Here is a 17,674-nt window from a genome sequence, read left to right as displayed (position 1 = left end):
AGTACAAAAGCAAATGCTGCTAAGTCTGAAGCTATTAGTACAGCAGCTAATGACGCGACCACTAAAGCAAATACCGCTGAATCGAATGCCAAAAACTATGCTGATTCAAACGCAAATTTCACGTTTAAGGTTTTAACAGAAACAGATTATCTGGATGACTTAAAAGTTTCAGGAACTTATACAGCTCTCAATACAATTGTTGCTAATACTTCCCGTGGCTATCCTGTTAATGAGGCTGGTGCTTTGAGGGTTGTTAAACATAGCAATTCAAACTCAACTCAGCATGAATATTTAACGTTTTCAGGAAAGTTATATATTCGTAGATTCGTTGCAAGCTGGTCTGCTTGGGTGGCTCAAGCAACCTCAGCAGAAACTGACGCGGCTAAAACAGAGATTATGGGTGTTGCATTAGTGAATAGAGGTGTAGTTACTGATTCAGCAATAACGAATTTGACTGATGTTGGGCTGTATTCAGTTTCAAATATGACCGATTTTCCCTCAGATTTCCCTACAACATTCGGCATATTGAAACGATATAAGTTTGGCTCATATGCTTATTGGGAGTTAAGTTCTACTTCGCGACCAGATGTGACATGGCAGAAAGTTGGTGTTTCTGGATGGCGTAAAATTAGTCTTGAGGAGTCCGCGGCGGCGGCTACATCGGCAGCTGTGACACAGTCACTTGCAGTATCTTTAGCAGATAAAGGTCTTGTTTCAGGAAGTAATATTTCTGATCTATTGGCGGTAGGGCTTTATGCTGTAAGTGACATGTTGGACTTTCCATCTGATTTTCCAGCAACTTATGGAATTTTAAAACGCTTCAAGTTTAGTGGATATGCATATTGGGAACTAAGCACAACATCACGACCAGATATCGTTTGGCAAAAAGTAGGTGTTGCTGCGTGGCGTAAAATCAGTGTTGAAGATGCTTTAGCGCCTTTTACGAGTAAAGATTCATTAACGCTAAATCGAGATAAGCTTTACCCGATGCTTGCTCTGACTCGCACAGCAGTTGCAGCGAATACTACAGTTCAGGCATTAGAGAAACACATTCTTGATATCAAGGTGAATGGTGCTAATCCTGATTGTTATTACAGAATTTCGTATTTTGGAAATAACTCTAGTCTTGCAAGTGAAGCAAATAAATTTGGTTGGATTTTGCAGGAAATCTCAAAAGCTGGGTTTGTTGATACTGGTGGTACGGTTAAAGCACTTACGTCTTCAGCAACAACAAAATATGAAATCGTTCCAAATACGGGTATTACTCAATTTACTTTGCAATCAACTGTAGATACCAGTATTTCATTTGATTTTACAGTCGATACTGCTGGCTTTGATCAAACTGTACTTTATTCGCATGCTGTCTCTACATCCCAAGCATGGGGGCATATTATCGACCCGATTAAATATGTCTTGAAGCAAGGTGTGGATGTGGCCGTGATTGACGAGAAGATTGCGATAAACAATAAGCAAGTCGAAGCTATACCATCTTTGCCAACTCTTACAGCAACCTCTGCGGGATTAGTTCCAATTGATTTATCTGGAAATGCTAACTATTCAGGGCTTTTATTCTCAAAGTCTATTAGCACTTCTATTGCACCAGCATCAGTTACGAAAGTAATGTCGGTCATTGTAGCTTTAGAGTCTGGTATGACTTTCAATACTTTATTGACTGTAGCAACTGGAGATATTGCAACAGGCAGCGGAAATAATTTGCTAGAAGGTGATCAAATCACTTTGCTAGATGCTTTATTTAATATGATGCTTCCTTCAAGTAATACTTCAGCAAATCTAGTGGCCAGAAGTGTAGGAGCTTTTTTGGGTGGTGATACCGCAACATTCATTTCACGAATGAACAGTAAAGCTGCTGATCTAGGTATGACCGGCACAACTTTTAAAAATCCATCTGGTTTAGCCGCAAGTGGGCATTCTTCAACGGTAAGTGATTTACTTAAACTTGGCGTATATGCCAGTAAGAATTCAACAATGCTTTCAATTTGGGGGCAGTTACATCATACGATTAGCATTCAAGGTAGTAACCCTAGAAGTATTGTTATCGACAGTTCTGTAGATCCGGTGGTGAGCGGTGAGCCTTGGGCAATTGGAGGAAAAACTGGAACCTTAGCTCCTTCAATATACAACATGATGTTATTTGTCCGGCTGAGAAATGGTTTTACTGCTGTTGCTGTCACTGCGGGCTCATCCTCTGATTCAAATAGATATAGCGATGTAAAATCTATAGTTGAGTATGCAAGAAATGCATACGCATACCCCGCACCGCTTCAAATTGTTTTGAAGAATTAAAAGCCCCGATTAATAAGGGGCTTTTTTTATGGAGTAAATATGAGTACTGGACAACAAGCCGTAGATGAGGCGTTAACTTGGCTAGGTACACCATATCATCACCAAGGCCGCGTAAAAGGTGTAGGTGTGGACTGTGGTACTTTGATTTGTGAGGTCTATGAGAAAGTAGGGCTTATGGATTATTTAGATCCGCGGCCATATCCTCCCGATTGGCACATGCACCAGATGGGGCAGCGTTATTTAGAGCTTATTTTAGGTGTATGTGATCCGGTTGAAGGGCTACCGCAACCAGGTGATATTGTTTTATATCATTTCGGTAAGTGCATTAGTCATGGTGCAATTGTTATCGAGTGGCCGCAGGTCATTCATAGTTATATCCATCAAGGCGTGATTATCCAAGATGGTACCAAAGGAAGTTTAGCCCGCCGAATAGCGGGCTTTTATCGTATGAAGAGGCTGAAATAATGGGTGGATTATTTGGAAGTACAACGATCAGTACAACGGATACCCGTATTAATTCTATGCGTATTCAACAGTCTGCTTATGGTCTATGTCAGCCATTGTTGTACGGTAAAACCCGCGTAGCTGCGAATATGTTTTGGTATGGTGATTTCTTGGCAACTCCACATACAACCGTTACTAAATCAGGCGGGAAAGGTGGAGGCAGTAAAACGAGCAATACCACATTTAGTTATAGTGCTTCTCTCATGCTCGGTTTATGTGAGAACCAGATTAAAAAGATCGGGCTAATTTGGGTGGATAAAGAGCAATATGTACCTAAGCAAGAAGGATCTATTACTTTAGATCCAATCGATCAGTTAAAGTTTGAATTATATGATGGGAATAATAACCCGCCATGGGGGTGGTTAGTTTCAAAGCATCCGGATCAGGCCATTAACTATCCATATTTGGGATATGTTGCTTGTGCTAATTATGAGATGGGAAATAGCGCTAGCCTTTCAAATCATAACTTTGAGGTGATTAGCACGATTACATTGTCAGAAACTATTGACGATGCTAATCCCGCAGATGTGATTGAAGACTTTATTACACATCCTCGCTATGGGGCTGCTCCTGATTTAAATATGGCAGATCTTTCAGAATTTCGTACTTATTGTCGAGCGGCCAATTTGCTGATTAGCCCAGCCTTTACTGAGCAACGTGCGGCATACGAGACGATTAATGAGATTGTCGAAGCTGTAAATTGTGCGGTGGTACCAAGCCCTGACGGGCTAAAAATTAAATCCTTTGGTGATTCTGCACTAACAGGCAACGGCGTTACGTTTACGCCAAATCTCACACCGGTTTATCACCTGACAGATGATGACTTCATTGACGATGAGGAACCGGTACAAGTACGCCGTAGCCGTGATACTGATGCTTATAATCATGTACAGATTGAATACATCAATCGATATAACCAGTACAACACCGAAACAGTAGAAGCCAAAGATCAGGCAAATATTGAAATGTATGGATTGCGTACGGAAGATCCGGTAGAGAATCATTTCTTTTGTGAACCTAAAATAGCCCGTCATGCCGCACAGCTACGATTACAACGATTGCTTTATGTGCGTAATGAATATGAATTTCGCCTAGGTTGGAAATATTGCCGGTTAGAGCCAATGGATATTGTAACTTTAACGGATCCGGTTTTAGGTTTGAATCGTTTCCTCGTGCGTATCACACGTATTGAGGAAGATGAACAAGGTGAGTTGACAGTCACAGCGGAAGAATTAGCCGTAGGCTCAAGATCAGCAATTGAATATGATTTACAGGCTTCTAATGGTTATCAAGGTGGTAATGAAGAAGCTGGAAATGTAAATGCACCGGCAATATTTGAACCCCCGCTAGATCTCTCCAATGGCCAAAATCAAGTATGGATTGCTGTATCCGGTGGAATCAATTGGGGTGGCTGTAATGTATGGGTAAGCCTTGATGATACAACTTATGAAATGATTGGTACGGTATATGGATCCGCGCGTTATGGTCAGCTTGTCACTGGTATTGATAGTGATGATACTGCTTTACAGGTGGAGCTGAATACTTCAAGTCAGATCTTCAGCGGTACATTAGAAGATGCTCAAGCCGATCAAACACTTTGTAAAGTTGGTGATGAGTATTTTAATTATCAAGTGGCCACATTAAACGGAACAGGGCTATATACATTAAGTGATGTATTGCGAGGGCGCTTTGCTGATGCTCAAAATCATAGTGCAGGTGAGCCTTTTGTTCGTTTAGATAAGGCAATATTCAATTATGGTTTTAACCAAAATCTTATAGGTAAACAGATCTTTTTAAAGTTTACCAGTTTCAACGGATTGGAACGCAAAGAGCAAACTTTAGATGAGGTTACGGCCTATAGCTATACTTTAACCGGTGGTCGTACTACCAGTGTTAAAGGCTTATCGTTGCAATCACCTTTTATTGGTACTTCTTTCAAGGTGCAGTGGCAGGTGGCAACAGGTGCAACTGGTTATCACGTTCAAGTATGGTCCGATGCCGTGAAAATACGTGAGGTAGATACTACCAATACGGATTTTAGTTATTCAATTGAAGAAGCTATGCAAGATGGCATCGGTCGCTCGTACACTATTCGGGTGGCCAGTAAAAACGGTGAACAGCTAAGTTCTTTTGCTGAACTAAGTATTACTAATCCGGTACCGCCATTACTTACCAATATTTATACCTCAGCAACAAATGATTCTATAACTGTAAGCTGGATACCTAGCGAAGTGCCAGATTTGAAAGATTATGCCGTTTGGCTCAGTAGTACTCCAAACTTTGACCCCACAACTACAAGTCCAACTTGGACTGGTACAGAACTTACGAAAACGATTAAAGATCTTCAAGCAACAACGCCTTATTACATCCGTGTTGCTGCACGCGATGTATGGAAAAATACCGACTGGAATTATTCTAATCAGATAACTCAAAGTACTTCTGAAGCGTAATTTAAATCATTTTCTTAGCACCCGATCGGGTGCTTTTTTTGACCAAAATTTAAGGAGCCTAATATGGCTGAACCTATTAGCACTGCTGGCGCGAGTGCCTTTTTTAAAATTTACGGTATGGCGATTGTTGTCATTTTAAGTACGGCTCTTATTGCACTTGTTGTGATGATGATACGGATGCCTAAAAACCCGCAAGAGTGGGCGGTAGGGCTGATTTGTACAGTGGTTTCAAGTATCACGGGTGGATCATTTTTTATTATGAAGTTTGGTCTACATGAGTGGGTAAATAATATTTGGGGCGTTTTAGCGCTTGGCGGATTTTTCTTTGCATGTGGATTGCCCGGCTGGTTCATTGTCCGGATCACGGCGAATTTTATAAATCAGCGGGAAGGTAAAAACATCGTTGAAGTTGTTAAAGAGTTAAAAAAAGAAGTTAAAGGTGATTAAAAATGAATATCGAACAATATCTTATAGAGCATATCAAGTTTTAAAAGACTAAATTTGAAATTTACTATAGCGAATTCAGTAACTTACGATAATATCCTATTGATAAAGCATGATGATCTCTTTAAGATAGTTTAAAAGATAAGCATGGTGTGAAGCCTTGTTAATCTTTTTTTAAAAGTATTGAATGTGCTTGAAACCTAAAAAGCAAAAAGCCCATGACGGCAATCATGAGCTTTTTAATTCAACTCAACCAGCGAAAGTTAAGGAGAAGTTCTACTATGCCTAAGCATACAACAAAATCTGAATTAAATGTAGTGGGAAAAATGAGTGAGAAAGGTGCTGACCGAACAGGACTATTACAAGCAATAACTAATTTAGGGTTCGTTATAGGATCAATTGTTATTGTGATTATTCTAGTACTGAAATAATAGCATATTTACTTACGGACCGCCTTCGGGCGGTTTTTTTATTTCTGGAGATATAAATGGAACCAGTTTCCACTAGCGGTTTAACAGCACTTTTAAAATTTTACGGGGCAGCAATTATGGTGACTTTAGCTGTCGCTTTAGTTGCAGCAGTGGTATTAATGACACGTATGCCACGTTCACCTCAAGAATGGGCTGTGGGGCTCATTTGTACAGTTGTTTCAAGTTTAGCAGGCGGTTCATTCATCATTGTGAAGTGGGGCCTTCACGAATGGATTACAGATATTTGGGGGATGATGGCACTGGGTGGATTCTTCTTTGTTTGCGGTATTCCCGGTTGGGCGTTGGTCCGGTGGACATTTAACTTTATTAACAAACAGGAAGGTAAGACGATTATTGAAGTAATCAAAGAAGTTAAGAAAGCCAGAAATGATATTGAAAACAGTTAATGCCGCCTTCGGGCGGATTTCTCTAAATTTAGTGTTTCAATAAGTGTCGTTCTTTATATTGTTTTTATAATTTGTTATCTTCTTTTTTCTATACTTTATAAAAGAGGAACAAAATTGAACATCATTTCATTTGACGAAGAACTATTAAAAACAACAGCACGACACTGGATTGATCGCGGTATAGCATTAAATCTTGATGACGAATTAATTGAACTAAATGAACAGTTTTTTGAACATATTCAAGCTAGTAAAGATTATGGGGATTATTTAACGCGTGAAAGTTTAAACACTTATATCGGTATTTGTGAAGATGATTGTGAACATCCAAATGTTATTGTTGAAGTCGGATATCATCGTCGGGGTCGTGAATTAACGTTAAAGATTTTTGATATCTACATTAGCCCAGAGCTTGATAGTTTAGTTGATTCAGAATATGATTCGAAATACGCAGAATATTTGATCTTCATCATTCAAAAATTCTTGCAGCATGCTGATTGTTCTGGTAGTGCGACTAAAATCTACGCACGTACGGACTATAGTCAAGCATTCTTACAGCGAATGCATGACGCAGCGGAATCAATTAAATCAGAATTAGATAAAGCTGGTTTGACAGTTAAGTTCGAAGGTAAGCGTTGGCTTGCCTTTCGACGTCAATAAACCTTACTAAATAGGTGTGGGAATTATGAACGTTATTTCATTGCTAAGTCATGTTCAATTAACTGAAACAAAACAACAAAAAGTTAATGAATTGGTAGCTCAATGTGTATTGTCCGCTTGTGCAAAAACTCCAAGTATGCGAGAAGTGCTCAAGGGTGATATGCGCAGCACTATTCATGCATCTCGTCTCCGAAAAGTATCATAAAGTTTTAAAACAAAAAAACCCCGCAAATGCGGGGTTTTTTATTGCCTAGAGGAAAGCAAAATGAACATTGAACAATATCTTGAAGAACTTATTAAACGTGAAGGTGGTTATGTAAATAATCCAGCAGATCGTGGCGGAGCAACAAAGTATGGCATTACCCAAGCCGTAGCACGGGAAAATGGTTTTAAAGGCAATATGAAAGACTTACCACTTGAAACTGCAAAGGCAATTTATAAAAAACAGTACTGGACAGCTCCGAGATTTGATCAGGTGAATGTAATTAGCTCGTTGGTTGCTGAAGAGCTTTTAGACACTGGTGTGAATTGCGGTACAGGATTTGCAAAACCACTTTTACAACGTGCTTTGAACTTGCTGAATAACCAGGGCAAAGCAGGGTGGCCAGATCTATCAGTTGATGGAATTTACGGACCAGCTACTTTAAAAGCACTTAAAACTTATTTGGCCAAGCGTGGAAAAGATGGAGAAAAGGTTTTGCTTCGAGTACTCAACATCATGCAAGGCCAACGCTATATCGAAATCTGTGAGCGTAATCCCACGCAAGAACAATTCTTTTATGGCTGGATCAGCAATCGGATTGCATAGAATGAAAGTCTATCATTGTAAGCATTCTAAGTTTGCATTGATCCTAACAATGACGTGCATTCTGCTTTCAGGATGCACAACTCATATGATCAATAATAATGTGAAGATTAGCACATAAATAATATTGTTTGATTAAGATAATAACTTTATATGAATAGATAATTATTAAATCTGTATTAAAAAATAATAAATTTTTAATTATAAAAATAATTAAATTTGTCCTAAATGGAAATATAAATGTCCTATATGAATAATATATTGCAACTATAATATTTTTGTAATTATTTTGTTGGTATTGTGTATGTTTTATCCATTGGGGTTCATTAATAAAATAGTGGTTTTTAAGTTTCCAATTGAAAATAATGCATGTTTTAGATTTGTAAGTTCTTATGAAATTCTTGATTTTATTAGATTAGCTGAAGAGGAAGAAATAATACAAAAAAAACGACTAAATAAATTTAATAGTATTGATGAGTATTGGTTGGATGAGTTTAGAGTTTGAAATTATTAAATGGAATTTTGAAATGGATCATTATATCTTTGGGGATTTTATACTTATGCTTTTAATTACTTTAGTTTTTATAGGTTCACTAATTTTTTCAATTGTTAAAATTATAGGTTTGAAAGATAATCCTTATATTCATTGGTTTGATAAAATTTTAATTGTTCTATTCTATCCTTTTACAACTGTATTATCTTTTTTATTCTTAATTATGTTGGTAGGGTTGATTTTTTATTAATAATATAAGCTTGTTTTGAATTCTTGTGGTGTTTTTCCTGTCCATTTTTTAAAGGCTTTGCTAAAGCTGGCATTATTTTTAAAACCAATCATAAAAGCGATTTGTTTATAATTATAGTTTGTAGAAGATATTAAGAAAATGGCTCTATCCATCTTGTACTCATTGATAATTTCTCTAAATGATATGCCCTCAGCATGAAGTTTTCGTCTTAATGTACGTGGGTGCATATTTAAATAATTTGAAATAGTAAATTCATCAATATTAGAATTCTGTTGAGAATCTAAAATTGATAAGATTTTACTTTTCAATTCACCGTTAGATTTATTTTTAACATTTGTTTTATTTAGTAAAATGTCAATTTTTTTCCGAATATCTCTATAAGGATAAGGAGTAATTTTTTGATAAAGTTTATCACGCGTTATATCAATGGTGAGAGAGTTCTCAGGTGAATTAAAAATTACTTCACAATTGAAATAATTCTTAATTAAATAACTATATTCATTTTCTGCATACTTTACTTTAATATTTTTTACGACTAAAGAATTGCAGATAAGTTGTTTCAGAAGACTATATATTTGACTCAGATGGTATTCTACAGTAAAAATATAGCCATAAATTCTCTCATCAATAAATAAAAGTGGATCTATTATGAATTTTAGTATTCGATTGTATTGAAGCTCAACCTGTGCAAATGGAAAAATTAAACTTTGATTGTCTGTTATAAACTGTAATGCTTGTAAGTAATTTTCTTGAATTTGAAGGCCTAATTCAATTAATCCATAATTATTTATATCAATTTCACCAGCTTTAAGAGGAATACCTAAATCTCTTAAAGTTGAGCAATATTTTACTAAGTTTTTAAATGCAACTTTACAATTATTTGAGTTTATAAAGCTCTCCACCCCCTCAATTTTTAAAATTTTAGAGTCTATTTCAGGATTGGAAAGCTTATTGCTAACTAAATAATCATAAATAATATGAGTGTGCTTGATAAAAATTGCCATAGATTTAAAAGTACAAAAATTAAACAGATTGGTTTGTGGGAGATATGTATATTAATGTTACATAAAAAGATGAAAAAATTTATAATTAATATTGTCCAATTAGGACTTTATGTTTTCAAATCAGGACGTTATTTTTATTTTTTGGTAAAAATTATTTTATTTTTATAATTTTATTTTTTTACTCTTTAATTTTGTAATGAGATTTAAATTTATTATTATAAATAATGTGTGAAATAAATATCATAAAATTGCGATTTCATTATTTATTTTTAATATATTAATTTATATTTTTTGTTTGCAATTTAGTTGAATATTCACGCAATTTATGAAATTGATTTTAAAATAAATCATTGTTACTTTTACTGAGAGGTAACCCAATCCTCGCTTAGCCTTTGTTCTACTTACCCAATCGAGTTATAGAACAGCACCTAAGAGCTTCAGGCATATCCATCTTAGGTGTTTTTTTTACTTTATTAATACAACTGATCCGATCTAAACAGATTCTTACTCATCGACCAGTTTCGGCCAGAAACAAAACATGGTCTAACCCCTAACTATTCACAATATCGGCTTAAAATAATATTGTTATGCTCAATCCATTTTTCTTTCATATTCCTTATTGATTTTTGTTCAAAGTAGATTCTGTTTTTGATCAAAGCTTTTGAGATATCAGATAGCACAACATTTTCAATCATATTCATAGCTTTACGAAGATCATCAAATGTTACTTGGACATACCCATCGGTTACATCGTTGTCATCATCACCTACCATGTGATTGATGAGTTTTTTAATTGTGTAACTACCAATCGCTAGACTATTTGCGATAGTTCCGAAGGTTCTCCGCAAATCATGAAATGTAAATTCAATACCAGTTGCTTCAGTTATCGTATGACGAGCTTCACGCTTATCAACGATATGTGAATCAGGCGTATCACCAGCGAAAACGTACTTATTATTGCCAGCAAGTTTTTTACGTTCTGCCAAAATATACCAAAGCATTTCTCCCATCGGTACGAGAAGGTCTTCATGATTTTTCGGATCCTGAATTTTTATAGTTCCATATTTTAAGTCAACATTTGCCCATTCGAGTGTTTCACCTTCTTCTCTTCGGAATCCGGTTAGAATCAATAGGAGTAAGAAGTCCTGATTTGTGTATGCACGATGATTTAAATTTTGATTGCCTGCCCACCAAGTCGTACACACGGCAAGTGACCAGTCATGTATCTGGTCTGCTCGAATATAACCCTTACGACGTTTTATCTTGTTCCATTTCTTCTCTTTGTAAATAACTCCAACAGGGCTTTTTTCTGTGATAATTTTTTCATCATTATCGTTATATAGAATTGAAGCGTTGAAGTTGTAGACAGCAGATAAAAACTTCATTGCAAGATTTGCTTGCGCTAAACTTCGCACAGATAAATCCATATGTTTGTTTAAAGTCATTTTCTGAGTAATTTCAGTAATTTTGATATTTTTCCAATCTTTAAAATAATCATTAGCACATCGGTCGTAAGCACTGATTGTATTAGCACTTAGCTTCTTTTTACTTTTGTAGACTTCATACGCTTGTTCTAGCGTTGGGATTAATTCATTAGCTTCTTTTTCGGATTTAAAGTCATTCTTTAATTGTCTTTTCTGAGCAACTGGATCAATGCCTTGGTGCATCATTAACAATATTTTTTTTGCTTCTGTACGTGCTTGCTCAAGAGTATATACGCCATGTTTACCAATAGACTTTCTTTTGTTTCGGCCGTCAGGCATTCTCGTTTCAACAAAATAGGTTTTTGACTTTGTTGCAATTAAGCCAAAACCAATAGTAACTGAGTCACGATAAAATTTACTTCCGCTTTCTTCGAGAGGGATGCTGTCGACAAATGTTTTTGTAAGCTTATATCTTTGGCTCATGATGAATTAAGAAGTACGAAACGATACGCAGCAATATAACACAATATTTTTGAAGCCTACTATAAGCCTATTTTTGATTAATTTAGAGAAAAATAATAGGTTTTTAAATTGATGATTATTGTATTAAGTTATTGTTTTTATAATAAAATAAATGCTCCGAAGATGCCGCTGCATGTGTCGTTACCCTGAACCCGATGAGTTCAAGGTGGACGCGACGTATACTTGCTGGGTTTCCTACACGAAGGTAGGCATACACTCTAAATATACAGAACACATCCATAAGTTTAAGTATCGGCAGGGGAATAGACCCGCTGGCGAACATCCCAGAGACAGTTTAAGTATAACCGATCTGACCATGTTGGCAATCACCTAAACCTCTGGAACTGTAAACTTAGTTTGCGTTTGATGAAGCTTTGTACATTAACAGGCATAAAGTAATTTCGATTACGCTTAATAGTGCCAATAAAAAACGCCTTGCATCTATTATTCATAGAGCAAGGCGTTTTTGTATGGATAATTTATTTAAACAATTTGTTCAACATCATCCAATATCGTTTGCAGTAAACGTTCACAGTGAGTGTATTCTTGCAAAGACTTATTAAGGCTCAGTACTTCTTGAGTCAGTTGTAAAGCAACCATAATGACCAGTTTGTTGTGTTCAACACGTGGAGCACTACGACGCATCTCATTAAATTTCTCATTGAGAAGTTCTGCTGCACGTTCAAGTTCATCTTTTTTGTCTAAAGTAGTCGCGAGTCTAAAGGTCTGCTCAATCAGCCTAAGCTCTACCATGACTTGTTCACTCATGATTGGGTCTCCTCACCAGTTTCAGCATTAGGATGGGCAAGCTGCTGAATTTCTTGGGCATGCTGATCTTGAGCAGTGCCTAAAATTCCTAAACGTTGAATAATGGCTTCAACTTTTGATTTAGCAAGCTCATTTTTTTGTAACAGACGATCACGATCTTGTTGTAAATCATGAAGCTCTTGTTGAGTTTGACGCTGGTGGGCTTGTAACTTTTCTTTTGCAACACGTAATTCATTACGTTCGGCAAGAATTTCTTGAAAACGATTTTTTAAATCAGTCGTACTTTTTTCTAATCGGCTATAACGTTCCGCAAGTGTGTTAGCATCCTGATTCAACTGTTGAAATTGACCTTTTAACTGAGATAGTTGCTCAGTTACCGACTCAATTTCCTCTTGTTTTTTAGTGATAATACTATTTTTTTGCACAACTTGTGCGTGATGCTCTGTTTCAGCCAGTTCTTTAGCTTCTGAGAGTGCCGCATGTTCACTCTCTAAATGATGTAAGCGTGTTTTTAATACGCTAATATGCGCTTGTAGCCGCTGTAATTGTTCTAACATAACGAGGTCGCACAGAATTGCAATCAAAGGTAATATATACAAAGTATAGAGATTGGATAAACGAATGCAAGACGATATTTCAGGCTGGACAGATTGGAACGCTCATTTTGAAGGAATTGAAGAAATTTCAAGCCCTAGTGAGTTACATGGTCTATTAACAGGTATTGTTTGTGTGACAGAAGCGCCAACGCGTGAACAATGGTCACAAATTTTAACAACCCTTAATGTGCCAGAGTTAAGTGAAGATGCTCTCACACTTTTAACTAATGAAGCAGAAGATGTTGTTCACGCTATATCTGATGATGAATTAGATTATTTACCAATGCTTCCTGATGATGAGCACCCACTTCAAGAGCGTGTACAAGCATTGTCAGATTGGTGTGCAGGGGTTGTATTAGGTTTCGGTTTAGCATCCGGACATATTCGTGATGATGAACGTGAGTTGATTGAAAACCTTCAAGACATTGCAGCGGTCGAATTTGAAGACTCTGATAATGATGAAGAAGGCGAAAGCAGTTACGAAGAATTGTATGAATTTGTACGCTTAATCCCTGTAAGTTTGTCTATTGGTAGAAAAAAAATTACTGTAACTGAAAGTTCTTTATTGAAAAACTTTCATGCAAAAAGTAAATCTGCTGCTGTAGACACAGAACAAAATATTGTAGAAATGTTTACTCCACATCGCCCAAGCTAATTGAGGCGATGTGTTATTGGTTGTATTTTATTTTTTGACTTTAAAATTCTAAATCAAGTAGATCATTATGAAATTGCCTCAAGCTGATTTTCGACATCGTAGAGACCGTCTGGCAGAAAAAATGGGTCCAAACAGCATTGCAATTATTGCAACGCGTGAGGAAATGTACCGTAATCGTGATGCGGATTATAAATTCCGTGCCGATAGTAGTTTTTTCTATTTGACTGGCTTTGCTGAGCCTGAGGCAGTTGCTGTCATTGAAACCTTCGACGATGAAGAATATAGCTATAGTCTTTTTTGCCGTGAACGTAATCGCGAGATGGAAATCTGGAATGGTTTCCGTGCCGGAGTTGATGGTGCAGTTGAAGACTATGATGCTGATGAAGCATATGTAATTGATTTGCTTGATGAAGAAATTATTGAAAAATTATTAAATAAAGAGCGTCTTTATTATCGGATTGGGCACGATGCTGAGTTTGATGCGCGGGTGAGCCAGTGGATTAAAAAAGTAGATGCCGAGCACCGACATAAGAGTGCTCCAGCTCAATTACTCCAGCTCGACCGTATTGTTGATGAAATGCGTTTAGTTAAGTCACCACAAGAACTTGAGCTAATGCAAATTGCTGCAAATATTAGTGCTGAAGCGCATACGCGTGCGATGCAAACAGTACACCCAGAAATGATGGAATATGCTCTTGAAGCTGAACTCAATTATATTTTTGGGAAAAATGGCTGTGTTCCGTCTTATAACAGTATTGTCGGTGGCGGCGCCAATGCTTGTGTTTTACATTATGTTGAAAATAACAAGCCACTCAAAGATGGTGATTTAGTCTTAATTGATGCTGCATGTGAATATGAATTCTATGCTTCGGATATTACCCGTACTTTTCCGGTCAATGGTAAATTTAGTGCTGAGCAAAAAGCATTATATGAAGTTGTATTGGCTGCCCAATATGCAGCGATTGATGCAGTTCGTATTGGTAATTCATACCGTGAGCCTCATGAAATAGCAGTTAAAATTTTAACTGAAGGTCTAGTTAATTTAGGTCTGCTCAAAGGTGATGTTAACGAACTAATTGAAACCGAAGCATACCGTCAGTTTTATATGCATGGCACAGGCCATTGGCTAGGTATGGATGTACACGATGTCGGGTCTTACAAAAAAGGTGAAGACTGGCGTCAATATGAAGAGGGTATGGTCATTACAGTTGAACCTGGTTTATACATCGCACCAGATGATGAAACTGTAGATGAAAAATGGCGTGGTATTGGTATTCGTATTGAAGATGATGTGGTCGCAACTTCGAAAGGACCACGAGTTTTAACTGCTAATGTGGTTAAAGATATTGCAGATATTGAACATTTAATGGCGCAAGCTAAAGCATAATTAAACGTATTCGCCAAAGGAGCAAAACTCGATGCAACAACAAGTGATTATTGTAGGTGGGGGAATGGTGGGTTTGAGCCTTTCACTCATGCTCGCGAAGGCTAATATTGCGGTAAAGCTATTAGAAGCTGTGAAATACCCAAACTATGATGATCAAAATGTTGCTCCTTACCATTCGAGTTTTGATGCGCGTAATACGGCTTTATCGCGTCGTAGCGTACAGATTTATCAAAAGCTGGGGTTGTGGGATGCATTACAGCAACATGCGACTCCAATTTTGCAAGTCCACATTACTGAGCAAGGCAGTTTTGGTAAAGCACGTTTAATTGCAGAACAAGAAAAAGTCGAAAGCTTTGGGCAGGTAATTGAAAATGCTTGGCTTGGTCGTGTGTTGTTAACTCAAGTGCGCCAACAACCTTTGATTGAACTCATTGATGGTGTACAGGTTACCGCTTTAACTCAAGATGCCGAGCAAGTACATATTCAAGCTTTGCGTGGTGAGGAAACCTTAAAACTTGAGTCAAAATTATTAATTGCGGCTGATGGTCGCGATTCTTTTTGTCGTCAGGCAATTGGCGTGGGTGTTGATGTCCACGACTATGATCAGGTTGCAATTGTGACTACGGTTCAGACATCAAAACCGCATGAGCAGGTAGGTTTTGAACGGTTTAGCGCATTAGGTCCTTTAGCCTTATTACCTTTACCGGGAGAGTACCGCCGTTCAGTAGTATGGCCTGTGAAAAAAGGCACTGAAAATGAATGGTTGGGCGATGAAAATGACCAGCATTTCTTAAGTGCTTTACAGCAAACCTATGGTGACCGAGCGGGTAAATTTGAAAAAACGGGTAAACGTTTTAGCTATCCGCTTTCGCAAGTGCTTGCACATAAACAAGCTGTTGGTCGCGTTATTCTAATGGGGAATGCAGCGCATACAATTCATCCAGTTGCAGGACAGGGCTTTAATTTATGCTTACGCGATGCAGATGTTTTAGTACGTTATTTAGTGAACCAGTTAACTACTTCTGATGATTTAGGTAACCCTGGTAACTTACTTGCCTATGAGCAAGCTCGTTTATCAGATCAGCAGCGCGTGATTAAGTTCTGTGACACTGTAGTTCGTGGTTTTAGTAACCAAAATCCATTATTAAAATTAATTCGTAATACAGGATTAATTGCGTTTGATGTCATTCCGGGTGTAAAACCATTGGTGGCTAACTATGCAATGGGGTTAAAAGCATGAGTGAAGTGTTGGATGTCGTCATTGTTGGTGGTGGATTGGTTGGTGGTTTAACTGCTTTATTACTTGCGCAAGGCGGGGTACAACCCACAGTGCTTGATGCGGCTCCTGTACTTGATGTTGAGAAAACATTAAGCGTGATGAATCCACGTGTTTTAGCACTTAGCCAAGCGACCATTCATTTGCTTAAAACGGTAAATGTTTGGGATGATCTTGCACGTCAAATGCCTTATACAGGCATGCAGGTCTGGAATATTAATGGCTATGGTGAAATTAATTTTGGTCAAGACTCTGCACATCAGCCTTTAGCTGAGCAAGCCTTGGGTTCTATGGTGGAACCCAGTGTACTGAACGTTGCTATTCAGCAAAAAATGTTGCAGCAGCTTACAGATTACCGTACTCAAGTGCGTGTGACGCGTATTGAGCAAGGTGTTGGATGTTGGCATATTCAATTAGTAGACGGCACTACGCTTAAAACTAAACTGCTTATTGGTGCAGATGGTGCAAATTCATTTGTACGTGAACAGGCTTTTATTGACCTTGATGTACTAGATTACAAACAAGCAGCCATTAGCTGTGCAATTAGAACAGCAAAGCCCCATCATTATGTTGCCCGCCAAATTTTCTTACCTACGGGACCATTGGCATATTTACCAATGGCAAGTCTTGAAGAAACTGAAAATGGATACTGGCAATCAATTGTCTGGACACTACCAGATGATTACGCCGATGAATATTCGGCTTTAAACGATACCGCCTTTATGCAGCTTTTAACTCAAGAAAGCCAACATATGTTGGGTGAGGTGTTAGAGGTTCGTTCAAGAGCCCAATTTCCGCTCAAAGCACGCGCTGCAAAACAATATGTTAAAGCAGGCTTAGCTTTGATTGGTGATGCAGCACATGTGATTCATCCACTTGCTGGACAAGGGGTAAATATTGGCTGTCTTGATGCGGCAGTACTGTGTGATGTGTTGCTTCATGATTTAAAGCGGGGTGTATGGGCACATGAGCAAACTTTATTGCGCTATGAACATCGCCGTAAAGGTCAGAATGATGCAATGATGCATAGCATGTCGGCAATTGGGTGGCTTGAAAGCAGTGAGCTATTTCCAGTCGTTTGGGCTCGCAATATGGGGCTTAAGCAAGTTGAGCTGACTCCGGTTTTAAAAGACCGATTTATGCAACAAGCAAATGGTTTAGGGGCTTTACAAAGTACCCGCTATAGGCATTAAAATATTTACTGGGTCTATACTCTACTGAATGAATTAAATACCAGTAGATATTTTTTGAACAATCA

17 protein-coding genes and 1 other RNA gene are annotated in these 17,674 nt (G+C 37.6%); 13 read left to right on the top strand and 5 right to left on the bottom strand.

What is annotated here, in order from left to right; translation table 11 throughout:
- From ACT53H_RS04970 to ACT53H_RS04930, 9 genes are all read left to right on the top strand, one after another.
- The coding region (locus ACT53H_RS04970) for a serine hydrolase (RefSeq protein ID WP_476008764.1) at positions 1-2,304 on the top strand (2,304 nt) is incomplete at its 5' end.
- Between the two features lie 39 nt (positions 2,305-2,343).
- Complete coding sequence (locus ACT53H_RS04965; RefSeq protein ID WP_476008763.1) at positions 2,344-2,769, top strand: C40 family peptidase; 426 nt, start codon at positions 2,344-2,346, stop codon at positions 2,767-2,769.
- Positions 2,769-5,258: a phage tail protein gene (locus ACT53H_RS04960; protein ID WP_476008762.1), complete on the top strand. Its 2,490-nt coding sequence runs from the start codon at positions 2,769-2,771 to the stop codon at positions 5,256-5,258. The genes ACT53H_RS04965 and ACT53H_RS04960 overlap by 1 nt, the downstream gene beginning before the upstream one ends.
- 63 nt (positions 5,259-5,321) lie before the next feature.
- Positions 5,322-5,705 carry a hypothetical protein gene (locus ACT53H_RS04955; RefSeq protein ID WP_476008761.1) on the top strand — a complete coding sequence of 128 codons (384 nt, stop codon included), beginning with the start codon at positions 5,322-5,324 and terminating at the stop codon, positions 5,703-5,705.
- 278 nt (positions 5,706-5,983) lie between these two features.
- Positions 5,984-6,133 (top strand): hypothetical protein, encoded by a 150-nt coding sequence (locus ACT53H_RS04950; protein ID WP_476008760.1) that lies wholly within the window; start codon positions 5,984-5,986, stop codon positions 6,131-6,133.
- Between the two features lie 56 nt (positions 6,134-6,189).
- The gene (locus tag ACT53H_RS04945; protein WP_101663878.1) at positions 6,190-6,579 is read left to right on the top strand and encodes a hypothetical protein; all 390 of its coding nucleotides are present in this window, start codon (positions 6,190-6,192) and stop codon (positions 6,577-6,579) included.
- A 114-nt stretch (positions 6,580-6,693) separates the two neighbouring features.
- Complete coding sequence (locus ACT53H_RS04940) at positions 6,694-7,236, top strand: hypothetical protein (RefSeq protein ID WP_476008759.1); 543 nt, start codon at positions 6,694-6,696, stop codon at positions 7,234-7,236.
- Between the two features lie 25 nt (positions 7,237-7,261).
- Entirely contained in the window at positions 7,262-7,441 is a 180-nt protein-coding gene (locus tag ACT53H_RS04935) for a hypothetical protein (RefSeq protein ID WP_001100986.1), read from the top strand.
- Positions 7,442-7,501: 60 nt separating this feature from the next.
- Positions 7,502-8,044 (top strand): glycoside hydrolase family 108 protein, encoded by a 543-nt coding sequence (locus ACT53H_RS04930; RefSeq protein ID WP_476008758.1) that lies wholly within the window; start codon positions 7,502-7,504, stop codon positions 8,042-8,044.
- A 736-nt stretch (positions 8,045-8,780) separates the two neighbouring features.
- On the opposite strand, the gene ACT53H_RS04925 is transcribed toward ACT53H_RS04930, so the two are convergent.
- From ACT53H_RS04925 to ACT53H_RS04905, 5 genes are all read right to left on the bottom strand, one after another.
- The gene (locus ACT53H_RS04925; protein ID WP_159137708.1) at positions 8,781-9,788 is read right to left on the bottom strand and encodes a helix-turn-helix domain-containing protein; all 1,008 of its coding nucleotides are present in this window, start codon (positions 9,786-9,788) and stop codon (positions 8,781-8,783) included.
- A gap of 554 nt (positions 9,789-10,342) precedes the next feature.
- Complete coding sequence (locus ACT53H_RS04920) at positions 10,343-11,695, bottom strand: tyrosine-type recombinase/integrase (protein ID WP_476008757.1); 1,353 nt, start codon at positions 11,693-11,695, stop codon at positions 10,343-10,345.
- A gap of 149 nt (positions 11,696-11,844) precedes the next feature.
- Positions 11,845-12,028: non-coding RNA, 6S RNA (ssrS, locus tag ACT53H_RS04915), on the bottom strand.
- A gap of 189 nt (positions 12,029-12,217) precedes the next feature.
- Positions 12,218-12,502, bottom strand: coding sequence for a cell division protein ZapA (locus ACT53H_RS04910; RefSeq protein WP_003652859.1), 285 nt, complete (start codon positions 12,500-12,502; stop codon positions 12,218-12,220).
- Positions 12,499-13,059: a hypothetical protein gene (locus ACT53H_RS04905; RefSeq protein ID WP_003652857.1), complete on the bottom strand. Its 561-nt coding sequence runs from the start codon at positions 13,057-13,059 to the stop codon at positions 12,499-12,501. The genes ACT53H_RS04910 and ACT53H_RS04905 overlap by 4 nt, the downstream gene beginning before the upstream one ends.
- 64 nt (positions 13,060-13,123) lie before the next feature.
- Between ACT53H_RS04905 and ACT53H_RS04900 the strand changes: the two genes are divergently transcribed.
- From ACT53H_RS04900 to ACT53H_RS04885, 4 genes are all read left to right on the top strand, one after another.
- Positions 13,124-13,753: a UPF0149 family protein gene (locus tag ACT53H_RS04900; protein WP_174759104.1), complete on the top strand. Its 630-nt coding sequence runs from the start codon at positions 13,124-13,126 to the stop codon at positions 13,751-13,753.
- A gap of 67 nt (positions 13,754-13,820) precedes the next feature.
- Positions 13,821-15,140 (top strand): Xaa-Pro aminopeptidase, encoded by a 1,320-nt coding sequence (pepP, locus tag ACT53H_RS04895; RefSeq protein ID WP_476008756.1) that lies wholly within the window; start codon positions 13,821-13,823, stop codon positions 15,138-15,140.
- A 31-nt stretch (positions 15,141-15,171) separates the two neighbouring features.
- A complete protein-coding gene (ubiH, locus tag ACT53H_RS04890) occupies positions 15,172-16,380 on the top strand; it encodes a 2-octaprenyl-6-methoxyphenyl hydroxylase (RefSeq protein ID WP_476008755.1) in 1,209 nt (402 codons plus the stop codon).
- Positions 16,377-17,609: an FAD-dependent monooxygenase gene (locus ACT53H_RS04885; protein ID WP_476008754.1), complete on the top strand. Its 1,233-nt coding sequence runs from the start codon at positions 16,377-16,379 to the stop codon at positions 17,607-17,609. Before ubiH ends, ACT53H_RS04885 begins: the two co-directional genes overlap by 4 nt.
- Positions 17,610-17,674 lie beyond the last annotated feature (65 nt).

Source organism: Acinetobacter sp. DMC2 (assembly GCF_056314305.1).
The sequence above is the reverse complement of the archived record's forward strand: the minus strand, read 5'-3'. Positions and strand labels throughout refer to the sequence as shown.